We start from the raw sequence: 12027 nt of genomic DNA, 5'->3' as shown, positions 1-12027 counted from the left end.
ACATCAGGTCTAACTCCGCGTCCGATCCCGCTTTCCGCCGTGTTCTGCCCTGGCTCGCGAGATCGCAGGGATAATTTGAGGATAGAAGCATGACTGTCTACGCCATTATCGGCGGCACCGGCCTGACCCAGCTGGAAGGGCTGACCCTGAAGGACGCCATCGAACTGGATACGCCTTACGGCACGCCTTCGGCGGCGATCCAACGCGGCGAGTTTGCCGGGCGCGAGGTGCTGTTCCTTGCCCGTCACGGCCACCCGCATCGTTTCCCGCCGCACCAGGTGAACTACCGCGCCAACCTCTGGGCGCTGCAGCAGGCCGGCGCCGAAGCCATCCTGGCGGTGAACGCCGTGGGCGGCATCCACGCTGCCATGGGCAGCGGCCATCTCTGCGTGCCGCACCAGATCGTGGACTATACGTGGGGCCGGGAACACACGTACTTCGCCGGCGATATCGACCATGTCACCCACATCGACTTCAGCCATCCCTACGACGAACCGCTGCGGCAGAAGCTGATCGCTGCGCTGCAGGCTCTCGGTTTTGCGTACAGCAGCCACGGCGTGTATGCAGCGACGCAAGGCCCGCGCCTGGAGACGGTGGCGGAGATCGCCAAGCTGGAGCGCGACGGCTGCGACATCGTCGGCATGACCGGGATGCCCGAGGCCGCCCTGGCTCGCGAGCTGGACCTGCCGTACGCCTGTCTGTCGCTGGTGGTGAACCCGGCGGCTGGCAAGTCCAGCGGTATCATCACCATGGCCGAGATCGAACAGGCGCTGCACGACGGCATCGGCAAGGTGCGCGAGGTGCTGGGGCGCGTCCTGGTCAGTTGATGGTTTCCTGTAGGAGCGAGCTTGCTCGCGAACTTGCAAGGCACGGTGCCGGGCGGTTCGCGAGCTAGCTCGCTCCTACGAAGAGCAAGAAAAAGCCCGGCAGATGTCGGGCTTTTTCGTCATTGCGCGGGCTGGGCCGGCGGCGGGGCGTCGAAGCCGCCGTCTGCCGGAGCGGCCGGCGCCGGTGGCTGCTGCGGTGCGCCTGGGCCGGTCGGCGCCTCGTCTTCCATGCCGGGCGGCGGGGCGGAGGCAGGCTTGGCGTTGAGGGGGGAAACCTTGATCAGCATGCCCAGGCTGGGATGATCGAGGTAGGTCAGCACGCTGTTCTTCAGGCTGGCTTCCTGGACCATGTGCTGGCTGGCCGTGAGCAGGCCGTCCTGGCCGAACTGGTTGATCCAGAAGTCGGTCTGGGTATTCACGAAGCGCTGCTGGCTGAGGGTGACGGTGCCTTCCACGGGGAAGTGCCCGTCACGCTTGGCGCCTTCGGTCAGGGCGACGCGCACCGGGGTGGCATCGATCTCCTGGCGCCAGGCCTTGTGCATCAGAACCTGGAAGCCTTCGTTCTGCTTGAGCTTGGCGACCTGGGCGTCCATTGCCGTGGGGCGCGAGCTGTCCGGGCCCGGCGGTTGCGCCCCCTTGGCCCAGTCATCGGGCGCGGGGCGGCTGGCGAACACGGCGTCGCCGGACTGCTGGAAGAGAATCAGCTCCACCTGGTAGGGCTCGGCGAAGGCGGCTGGCGACAACAGGGCCAGCGACAGCAGCAGGGGTTGGAACAGGCGCATGCACAGGGTCCTTAGTGAGTCTGTGGCGTGAGGCGCTCGAGCAGCGCCTCCAGCGTGTTGAACCGTTCTTCCGGGCGCTCCATGGGCACCTGGAACTTGAAGAGGGTGGCCCCTTCGAATTTGTAGCGATTGGGCTGGCTCTGGATCATCTTGATCAGCACCAGCGGGTCGACGCAGGTATCGGCGGCGAATTCTACCCGGCCTCCCTGCGGGCCGGCATCCACCTTCACGATCCCAAGCTTTTCTGCCTGCAGTTTCAGCAAAGTCAGACGAATCAGGTTCTTCGCCGGGTCAGGCAGCAGGCCGAAGCGGTCGATCATTTCCACCTGCAGTTCGCGCAGGCCGTCCTCGTCGGCGGCGTTGGCGATGCGCTTGTAGAGGATCAAGCGAGCGTGGACGTCCGGCAGGTAATCCTCGGGAATCAGCGCCGGCACGCGCAGGTTGATGTCCGGGCCGCCGCCCAGCGGTTGCTCCAGGTTGGGCTGCTCGCCCTTGCGGATGGCTTTTACCGCACGTTCGAGCATTTCCATGTAGAGGGTGAAGCCCACGGCCTGGATCTGCCCGCTCTGTCCTTCGCCCAGCAGTTCGCCGGCGCCGCGGATTTCCAGGTCATGGGTGGCCAGCACGAAGCCGGCGCCCAGGTCCTGGGCGTTGGCGATGGCTTCCAGGCGCTTTTCGGCGTCCGGGGTCATCTGTTTGCGCGGCGGGGTGAGCAGGTAGGCGTAGGCCTGGTGGTGACTGCGGCCGACGCGTCCGCGCAGCTGGTGCAACTGGGCCAGGCCGAACTTGTCGGCGCGCTCGATGAGGATGGTGTTGGCGCTGGGCACGTCGATGCCGGTCTCGATGATGGTCGAGGCCACGAGCACGTTGAAGCGCTTGTGGTAGAAGTCGCTCATCACCCGTTCCAGGTCGCGCTCGTTCATCTGCCCGTGGCCGATGCCGATGCGCGCTTCCGGCACCAGTTCCGCGAGGTCGCGGGCGCATTTCTCGATGGTCTTCACTTCGTTGTGCAGGAAGTACACCTGGCCGCCGCGAAGCAACTCACGCAGCAGGGCTTCCTTGATCACCGATTTCTGCTCTTCCATGACGAAGGTGCGCACCGAAAGGCGGCGTGCTGGCGGCGTGGCGATGATCGACAGGTCGCGCATGCCGGCGACGGCCATGTTGAGCGTGCGCGGGATCGGCGTGGCGGTGAGGGTGAGGATGTCGACCTCGCTGCGCAGGGCCTTGAGCTGCTCCTTCTGGCGCACGCCGAAGCGGTGTTCCTCGTCGATGATGACCAGGCCCAGGTTCTTGAACTTGACGTCGTCCTGCAGCAGCTTGTGGGTGCCGATGACGATATCGACCTTGCCCTCGGCCAGCTGCGCCACGGCGCCTTCGACTTCCTTGGCGGACTTGAAACGGCTCATCACTTCCACCGTTACCGGCCAGTCGGCGAAGCGGTCGCGGAAGCTGTTGTAGTGCTGCTGAGCGAGGAGGGTGGTGGGCACCAGCACGGCGACCTGCTTGCCGCTGTGCACCGCGACGAAGGCCGCGCGCATGGCCACCTCGGTCTTGCCGAAGCCCACGTCGCCGCAGACCAGGCGGTCCATCGGCTTGTCGGCGAGCATGTCGGCCACCACGGCCTCGATGGCGGACTGCTGGTCCGGGGTTTCCTCGAAGGGGAAGCCGGCGGAGAAGGTGGCGTAGTCCGCCTGCGGGTCCTTGAACGCGTAGCCCTTGCGCGCCGCGCGGCGGGCGTAGATGTCCAGCAGTTCGGCGGCGACGTCGCGGACCTGTTCGGCGGCCTTGCGCTTGGCCTTCTGCCAGGTTTCCGAGCCCAGCTTGTGCAGCGGGGCCAGGGCATCGTCGCTGCCGGTGTAGCGGGCGATCAGGTGCAGGTTGGCCACCGGCACGTAGAGCTTGGCTTCGTCGGCGTACTGCAGGGCGAGGAATTCGGCGTTCTGGCCGTCGATTTCCAGGGTGATCAGGCCCATGTAGCGGCCCACACCGTGGTCGATGTGCACCACCGGCGCGCCTTCGCGCAGCTCGGTGAGGTTCTTGATGACGTTCTCGCCGCCGTCGCGGGACTTCTCGCGGCGGCGGCGCTGCATGACGCGCTGGCCGAACAGCGGGCTCTCGGCGACCAGGGCGATGCCGGGCTGGCCCTTGTCGGCGTCCAGCAGCAGGCCTTCGTCCATCGGCGCGATGGTGATCGCCAGGCGATCCTGGTGCGCCAGGAAGCCCGGCCAGCCGTCGACTTCCACCGGGCGCAGCTTCAGCCGCGCCAGCAACTCCAGCAGGACTTCGCGGCGGCCGGCGGATTCGGCGGTGAAGAGGATGCGCCCGTCGAACTGCTCGATGAACTGGCGCAGGCGCGCCAGCGGTTCGCTGGCCTTGGCCTCGATGGCCAGCTCCGGCAGCGGCTCGGCGGGGAAACGCTCGCGGCCGACGCCCGATTCGATCGGCTCGGGGCTGACCACCACGCGCGGCCAGTTCTTCAGGCGGGCGAAGCAGTCCTCCACCGGCAGGAAGACGTCCGCGGGCGGCAACAGCGGGCGTTCCGGGTCGTAGCGACGGTCTTCGTAGCGGTTGCGCACATCGGTCCAGAACTGTTCGGCCGCCGTCTCGATGCCTGGCAGGGAGAACACCTGGGTGTCCTGCGGCAGGTAGTCGAACAGCGTCGAAGTCTCGCCATCTTCGAAGAACAGCGGGATGTAGTACTCGATGCCGGACGGTGTCAGGCCGCTGGCGAGGTCCTGGTAGATCGGGCAGCGACGGTAGTCGACGTCGAAGCGCTCACGGAAGCGGCCGCGGAAGCCGGTCACCGCTTCCTTGCGCAGCGGGAATTCGCGGGCCGGCAGCAGGCGGATGCTGTCGACCTTGTCGATGGAGCGCTGGGTTTCCGGATCGAATGTACGAAGCGTCTCGATTTCGTCGTCGAAAAGGTCGATCCGGTAAGGCAGCTCGCTGCCCATGGGGTACAGGTCGATCAGCGCGCCGCGCACAGCGAACTCGCCGTGTTCGTAGACGGTATCCACGCAGCGGTAGCCGGCCGCCTCGAAGCGGCTGCGCATCTGCTCCACGTCGAGCTTCTGGCCGACGTCCAGCACCAGGCTGCTGCCCAGCAGGAACTTGGCCGGCGCCAGGCGGTGCAGGGCGGTGGTGATGGGCACCACCAGCACGCCGCGGCGCAGCTCCGGCAACTGGTAAAGGGTGGCGACGCGCTGGGAGATGATGTCCTGGTGCGGCGAGAACACGTCGTAGGGCAGGGTTTCCCAGTCCGGCAGTTGCAGCACCGGCAGGTCCGGCGCGAAGAAGCGCAGCTCCTGCTCCAGGCGCTCGGCACTCTGGCTGTCGGCGGTCAGCAACAGGGTGAAACGTTTCGCCGGCCCCGCCGCTTCGGCGATGGCCAGGCTGAGGGCGGCCCCGGGGAGGTTGCCCCAGGATTGTTTGCCGGCAGCGGTCGGCAGGGAAGGAATACGCAATACGGACACGGGCAGTCGTGGCTCCGGTCGAGGAATTTGACCCATCGGATTGTAACTATCCCGATTGACGGATGTCAGTCATACGACCGCTGCGGATTGCCGGCGATTGTTCACGCCGTCATAATGTAGCCCCTTTTTTCTTCTCCTACATGTGGAAGGTATTGCCCGTGACCCAGAAGCCCGACCAGTGTCTCGGTGAGTGGATCGATCGTGAAGCCCTCGCGGAAGCCATGATTCCGCTGATCGGCCAACTCTACCGTAACAACAACGTGGTGACCTCGATCTACGGCCGTGGCCTGATCAACCGTTCGGTGATCGCGATCCTCAAAGCGCACCGCTTCGCCCGTCACCGCCTGGCCGAAGAAGGCGGGCTGTCGGTTCACGACACTTTCCCGATCCTCAAGGCGATGAGCGAGCTCAAGCTGGGCGCCGCTTCGGTAGACCTGGGCAAGATGGTTGCCAAGTTCAAGACCGAAGGTAACGGCCGCAGCATCGAGCAGTTCACCAAGGACGAGCTGGCCGACGTGGTCGGCAAGCAGAACGGCGGCGCCCGCGAAGGCACCGACGTCGTCCTGTACGGCTTCGGCCGCATCGGCCGCCTGCTGGCGCGCATCCTCATCGAGAAGACCGGTGGCGGCGACGGCCTGCGCCTGCGCGCCATCGTCGTCCGCAAGGGCGCCGAGAACGACCTGGTCAAGCGCGCCAGCCTGCTGCGCCGCGATTCCGTGCATGGTCCGTTCGACGGCACCATCACCATCGACGAAGAACACAACACGATCACTGCCAACGGCAACCTGATCCAGGTGATCTACTCCAACGACCCGGCGTCGATCGACTACACCCAGTACGGCATCAAGAAAGCCCTGCTGGTCGACAACACCGGCAAGTGGCGTGACGCCGAAGGCCTGGGCCAGCACCTGAAGTGCCCGGGCATCGACCGCGTGATCCTGACTGCTCCGGGCAAGGGCGCGCTGAAGAACGTCGTGCATGGCATCAACCATGGCGACATCACCGCTGACGACAAGATCGTTTCCGCCGCGTCCTGCACCACCAACGCCATCGTGCCGGTGCTCAAGGCGGTGAACGACCAGTACGGCATCGTCAACGGCCACGTCGAAACCGTTCACTCGTTCACCAACGACCAGAACCTGATCGACAACTTCCACAAGGGCAGCCGTCGTGGCCGTGCCGCGCCGCTGAACATGGTGATCACCGAGACTGGCGCCGCTACCGCTGCCGCCAAGGCTCTGCCGGTGCTCAAGGGCAAGCTGACCGGCAACGCCATCCGCGTTCCGACGCCGAACGTCTCCATGGCCATCCTCAACCTGAACCTGGAAAAGGCCACCACCCGCGAAGAGATCAACGAGTACCTGCGCCAGATGGCCATGCACTCGGACCTGCAGAAGCAGATCGACTTCGTCGCTTCCCAGGAAGTGGTGTCCACCGACTTCGTCGGCTCCCGCCATGCGGGCGTTGTCGATGCCGAGGCGACCATCGCCAACGACAACCGCGTCGTCCTCTACGTGTGGTACGACAACGAGTTCGGCTACAGCTGCCAGGTCGTCCGCGTGATGGAAGACATGGCTGGCGTCAACCCGCCGGCTTTCCCGCGCTGATTCAGGCGGTTTAGGAAAACGGGAGCTCTCGGGCTCCCGTTTTTCGTTAGTGGCTCCAGCATAATCATCAATAAAATCTGCCAATTCCTGATCGTGGAAAGACTTCAAATGGATGGACAACATCTGCATGAAGGCGAGCTGAAGCGCGGCCTGAAGAACCGCCACATCCAGCTGATCGCCCTCGGTGGCGCCATCGGTACCGGCCTGTTCCTGGGCTCGGCCGGCGTCCTGCAATCCGCCGGCCCGTCGATGATCCTCGGCTACGCCATCGGCGGCTTCATCGCCTTCCTGATCATGCGCCAGCTGGGCGAGATGATCGTCGAGGAGCCCGTCGCCGGTTCCTTCAGCCATTTCGCGCACAAGTACTGGGGCGGTTTCGCCGGCTTCATGTCCGGCTGGAACTACTGGGTGCTGTACATCCTGGTGGGTATGTCGGAGCTGACCGCGGTCGGCAAGTACATCCAGTTCTGGTGGCCTGACTTCCCGACCTGGGCCACGGCGGCGGTGTTCTTCGTGCTGATCAACGCCATCAACCTGTTCAACGTGAAGGCCTTCGGCGAGACGGAGTTCTGGTTCGCGATCATCAAGGTCGTCGCCATCATCGGCATGATCCTGCTCGGCGTCTGGCTGCTGGTCAGCGGCGCCGGCGGCCCGCAGGCGTCGGTGAGCAACCTGTGGAGCCATGGCGGCTTCTTCCCCAACGGCCTGAAGGGGCTGGTGATGGTCCTGGCGATCATCATGTTCTCCTTCGGTGGCCTGGAGCTGGTGGGCATCACGGCTGCCGAGGCTTCCGAGCCGAAGAAGGTGATCCCCAAGGCCATCAACCAGGTCATCTACCGGATCCTGATCTTCTACATCGGCGCCCTGGCCGTACTGCTTTCGCTGTACCCCTGGGATGCCCTGCTGCAGAGCATCAACAGCGCCGGCGACCCGTATAGCGGCAGCCCGTTCGTGAAGGTCTTCTCGCTGCTGGGTAGCGAGTACGCGGCCCACATCCTGAACTTCGTGGTGCTTACCGCCGCGCTGTCGGTGTACAACAGCTGCGTGTACTGCAACAGCCGCATGCTGTTCGGCCTGGCCGAACAGGGCGACGCCCCGCGCGCCTTCGCCAAGGTCGACGACCGTGGCGTGCCGCTGCTGGCCATCGGTGTGTCGGCCTTCATCACCCTGGCCTGCGTGGTGGTCAACTACGTGATCCCGCACCAGGCGCTGGAGCTGCTGATGTCGCTGGTGGTCGCCGCGCTGGTGATCAACTGGGCGATGATCAGCCTGGCCCACATGAAGTTCCGCAAGGCCATGGTCGCCAAGGGCGTGCAGCCGTTCTTCCGCGCGCTGTGGTACCCCTACGGCAACTGGCTGTGCCTGGCCTTCGTGGTGTTCATCCTGGGCATCATGCTGCAGATCCCCGGCATCGACGTGTCGGTGTACGCCATTCCCGTCTGGATCGTGCTGATGGGCGTGTGCTACCTGTTCAAGCGCAAGTCCCCGGCGAAGGCCAGCGCCTGAGTCGAATGAGAAACGGGAGCTTCGGCTCCCGTTTTATTTGGGTAATGCACCTTTGCCAGAGCGGAAACAGTAGCGCGGGGTGCTTGCGGTAGAATGCCCGCGCCGCTTGCCTGGCGGCTGATGGAGATGACCTTGTCCCGTGCAAGCCTGTTGATCGTGCTGGTGCTGGCGGCCCTGAGCGGCTGTGGGCAGTCGGTAGAGCGCTTTGGCGGCCCGACCATGGGCAGCAGTTATACGGTGCAGTACGTGCCCACCGGCAAGGCGGCGGACCCGGCGAAGATCAAGGCCGAGGTCGACGCGATCCTGTCCAGCCTGGACGAGCAGTTTTCCACCTACCGTGACGACTCCCTGGTGTCGCGCTTCAACGCCCTGCCGGCCGGCGCCTGCCAGGCCTTGCCGGCGGACATGCTGCAGCTCTGGCGCTACGGCGAGCAGCTTGCCCAGCAGAGTGGCGGCGCCTTCGACCTGACCGTCGAACCGCTGATGAACCTCTGGGGCTTCGGCCCGCAGTCACGCAGCGAGAAGGTCCCCGACGCTGCTGAGCTGGAGCGGGAGCGCGCCCGCGTCGGTCATCAGCATCTGCATGTGCGCGGCGATCAGCTGTGCAAGGACGTCGACGCGCAGTTGGACTTCGACAGCATCGTCGCCGGCTACGCGGTGGACCGGGTCAGCGCGCGCCTGGCCGAGCTGGGCCTGACGGACTACCTGGTGGAGATCACCGGCGAGCTCAAGGCCGTGGGCCACAAGCCCGATGGCACACCCTGGCGGATCGCCCTGGAAGTGCCCAGTGGCGAGCGTGAGCGGCAGGTGGAGCGCTCGGTGGCGCTGGATGGCATCGGCCTGTCCACGTCCGGCGACTACCGCAATTATTTCGAAGAGGGTGGGCAGCGCTATTCGCACACCTTCGACCCGCGCACCGGTACGCCGGTGCGGCATGCGCTGGCGGCGGTGACCGTGGCCGAGGCCCAGGCCCTGCACGCCGACGGCTTGTCGACCCTGCTGATGGTGCTGGGGCCGGAGGAGGGCTATACCTTTGCCGAGCGCAATGGGCTGGCCGCCTTCTTCATCGTGCGCCAGGGCGAGGGCTTCGTGACCCGCGCGACGCCCCGCTTCGAGGCGCTGTTTCCATCGCCTGAATGAAAGCTTCGGCGGGCATGATGGCGCCCCGCAGGCGGGCAACGGCATGTAGTGGCGGCAAAATTCGCCTACCTGCCGACCAACCGCTAATGTGCAGCCTTTTGCCGCAGGGCTAAGCTGCGCCAATGATTTCGATCCGCCTCGGCGCATGTGGTGCCGGGGCTTCGCCGGGAGCGCCACGCGGGCGCCCCGGCCTGTTCTGAAGGAGTACGCATGGCTGTCTACAACTACGATGTGGTGATTCTCGGCACGGGCCCGGCAGGCGAGGGGGCGGCGATGAACGCCTCCAAGTACGGGCGCAAGCTGGCGGTGGTGGACAGCCGTCGCGTGGTCGGCGGCAACTGCACGCACCTGGGGACCATCCCGTCCAAGGCGCTGCGTCACTCGGTGAAGCAGATCATCGAGTTCAACACCAACCCGATGTTCCGCCAGATCGGCGAGCCGCGCTGGTTCTCCTTCCCGGACGTGCTGAAAAGCGCCGAGAAGGTCATCTCCAAGCAGGTTTCCTCGCGCACCGGCTACTACGCGCGCAACCGCATCGACATGTTCAACGGCACCGCCAGCTTCGTCGACGAGCGCACCGTCGAGGTCGTGACCCCCAGCGGTGCCGTGGAGCGCCTGGTGGCCGACCAGTTCGTCATCGCCACCGGCTCGCGCCCGTATCGCCCGTCGGACATTAACTTCAACCACCCGCGCGTCTACGACAGCGACACCATCCTGTCGCTGAGCCACACCCCGCGTCGCCTGATCATCTACGGAGCCGGCGTGATCGGCTGCGAGTACGCCTCGATCTTCAGCGGCCTGGGCGTGCTGGTGGACCTGATCGACACCCGCGACCAGCTGCTGAGCTTCCTCGACGACGAAATCTCCGATGCGCTGAGCTACCACCTGCGCAACAACAACGTGCTGATCCGTCACAACGAGGAATACGAGCGCGTCGAAGGCCTGGACAACGGGGTCATCCTGCACCTGAAGTCGGGCAAGAAGATCAAGGCGGACGCCCTGCTGTGGTGTAACGGCCGTACCGGCAACACTGATCGCCTGGGCCTGGAGAACATCGGCATCAAGGTCAACAGTCGTGGCCAGATCGAGGTGGACGAGAACTACCGTACCTCGGTCTCGAACATCTATGCCGCGGGCGATGTGATCGGCTGGCCGAGCCTGGCCAGCGCCGCCTATGACCAGGGCCGTTCGGCCGCGGGCAACATCGTCGAGCACGACGGCTGGCGTTTCGTGAATGACGTGCCGACCGGCATCTACACCATTCCGGAGATCAGCTCCATCGGCAAGAACGAGCACGAGCTCACCGCGGCGAAGATTCCCTACGAAGTGGGCAAGGCCTTCTTCAAGGGCATGGCCCGCGCGCAGATCTCCAACGAGCCGGTGGGCATGCTGAAGATACTGTTCCACCGCGACACCCTGGAAATCCTCGGCGTGCACTGTTTCGGCGACCAGGCTTCGGAGATCGTCCACATCGGCCAGGCCATCATGAACCAGCCGGGCGAGCTGAACACCCTGAAGTACTTCGTCAACACCACCTTCAACTACCCGACCATGGCCGAAGCCTACCGCGTAGCGGCGTTCGACGGCCTGAACCGGATTTTTTGAAGTACCCCGACCGGCGGCCTGAGCCGGTCGGGGAGAACCTGCTCAGCGATTCCCGATCGTGGCAGTGGCCAAACCGGGAAAGTCTGTGATCAGGCTATCCACGCCAAAATCGGCGAGCCGGCGCATCAGCGCCGGCTCGTTGACCGTCCACACCGACACATGCAGCCCCTGCTTCTGCGCTTTGAGCAGGCGTTCGGGGGTGCACAGCATCCAGTTCAGCGCCAGCAGATCGCAGCCGTAGTGCGCGGCGACCTTCAACGGGTCGAGCCAGGCGTATTCGGCCACCAACCCGCGTGACAGGTCCGGCGCCAGCTCTTCCAGCGCGCGCAGCACGGTACGCGAACTCGAGGTCACGGTGATGCGGTCGCGCAGGCCGAAGCGCCCCACCAGTTGGTGGATCGCCTGCACCGTGCGCCCGGCGCGATCCTTCGACGCGCTTTTCACCTCCAGTTGCCAGTGCTCGAACTCGCAGCGCTCGAACAGCTCCGACAGGCGCGGGATAGGGCAGGGCCGCACCCAGCCCGGGCCGCCTTCACGGGCGTCCATGCTCACCAGGTCTTCCGCCAGTTGCTCGGAGACTTTGCCGCGGCGGCCGGTGGTGCGCTTGAGCGTCGGGTCGTGGATGACCATCAGCTCGCCGTCGCGGGACAGGTGCAGGTCCAGTTCGCAGCGCTTCACGCCATGTTCCAGGCAGCGCAGGAAGCTGTTCAGGGTGTTTTCCGGTGCTTCGCCTTTGGCGCCGCGATGGCCGTAGATCAGAGTCACTGGGGCTCCTTGGGAGTCGGTGAAAGGTCCTTGAGGGATTGCGAACGGTGCTGGCGGACGGCATCGACCACCACCCCGCTCTCGAAATAGACGCTGAATTCGCGGTAGTCCCAGCGCGAGATCGGCGGCTTGCCCACTGCCGGGTGCTCTTCGTCCGGCAGGCCGAAGCGCTCCAGCACGGCCTTCTGGCTCTCGCCATGGGCCGGCAGCACGACGTGCGGGTCGCCCTGGCTGCCCACGGGTATGGAGAGGGTATCCGCCAGCAGTGGCAGCGGGGTGACAAGGCTCAACAAGAGCAACAGATGACGCATGACATTCG

Annotated in this window: 9 protein-coding genes; 5 read left to right on the top strand and 4 right to left on the bottom strand. The window is 65.3% G+C overall.

Annotation, left to right across the window (positions count from 1 at the left end; genetic code table 11):
- The first annotated feature begins 89 nt into the window (after nt 1-89).
- Nucleotides 90-827, top strand: coding sequence for an S-methyl-5'-thioinosine phosphorylase (locus N0B71_RS27105; RefSeq protein ID WP_259756150.1), 738 nt, complete (start codon nt 90-92; stop codon nt 825-827).
- A 119-nt stretch (nt 828-946) separates the two neighbouring features.
- Here N0B71_RS27105 and N0B71_RS27100 read toward each other — a convergent pair whose 3' ends face one another.
- The gene (locus tag N0B71_RS27100; RefSeq protein WP_259756149.1) at nt 947-1609 is read right to left on the bottom strand and encodes a peptidoglycan binding protein CsiV; all 663 of its coding nucleotides are present in this window, start codon (nt 1607-1609) and stop codon (nt 947-949) included.
- 11 nt (nt 1610-1620) lie between these two features.
- Nucleotides 1621-5085, bottom strand: coding sequence for a transcription-repair coupling factor (gene mfd, locus N0B71_RS27095; protein ID WP_259756148.1), 3465 nt, complete (start codon nt 5083-5085; stop codon nt 1621-1623).
- 140 nt (nt 5086-5225) lie between these two features.
- On the opposite strand from mfd, the gene N0B71_RS27090 reads away from it, so the two are divergent.
- The 4 genes from N0B71_RS27090 to sthA all read left to right on the top strand — a co-directional run bounded on the left by N0B71_RS27090 (nt 5226) and on the right by sthA (nt 10943).
- Nucleotides 5226-6692, top strand: a complete 1467-nt coding sequence (locus tag N0B71_RS27090) for a glyceraldehyde-3-phosphate dehydrogenase (RefSeq protein ID WP_259756147.1) — start codon at nt 5226-5228, stop codon at nt 6690-6692.
- A gap of 108 nt (nt 6693-6800) precedes the next feature.
- Nucleotides 6801-8198: an amino acid permease gene (locus tag N0B71_RS27085; RefSeq protein ID WP_259756146.1), complete on the top strand. Its 1398-nt coding sequence runs from the start codon at nt 6801-6803 to the stop codon at nt 8196-8198.
- A 126-nt stretch (nt 8199-8324) separates the two neighbouring features.
- Complete coding sequence (locus tag N0B71_RS27080) at nt 8325-9338, top strand: FAD:protein FMN transferase (protein WP_259759688.1); 1014 nt, start codon at nt 8325-8327, stop codon at nt 9336-9338.
- Nucleotides 9339-9548: 210 nt separating this feature from the next.
- The gene (gene sthA / locus N0B71_RS27075; RefSeq protein WP_259756145.1) at nt 9549-10943 is read left to right on the top strand and encodes a Si-specific NAD(P)(+) transhydrogenase; all 1395 of its coding nucleotides are present in this window, start codon (nt 9549-9551) and stop codon (nt 10941-10943) included.
- 42 nt (nt 10944-10985) lie between these two features.
- Here the strand turns inward: sthA and N0B71_RS27070 are convergent, their stop codons facing one another.
- Complete coding sequence (locus N0B71_RS27070; RefSeq protein ID WP_259756144.1) at nt 10986-11708, bottom strand: glycerophosphodiester phosphodiesterase; 723 nt, start codon at nt 11706-11708, stop codon at nt 10986-10988.
- On the bottom strand, nt 11705-12019 hold the full coding sequence (locus N0B71_RS27065; protein WP_259756143.1) for a phosphodiesterase: 315 nt from the start codon (nt 12017-12019) through the stop codon (nt 11705-11707). Before N0B71_RS27065 ends, N0B71_RS27070 begins: the two co-directional genes overlap by 4 nt.
- Nucleotides 12020-12027 lie beyond the last annotated feature (8 nt).

Source organism: Pseudomonas sp. GCEP-101 (assembly GCF_025133575.1).
Lineage (GTDB): Bacteria > Pseudomonadota > Gammaproteobacteria > Pseudomonadales > Pseudomonadaceae > Pseudomonas > Pseudomonas nitroreducens_B.
The sequence above is the reverse complement of the archived record's forward strand: the minus strand, read 5'-3'. Positions and strand labels throughout refer to the sequence as shown.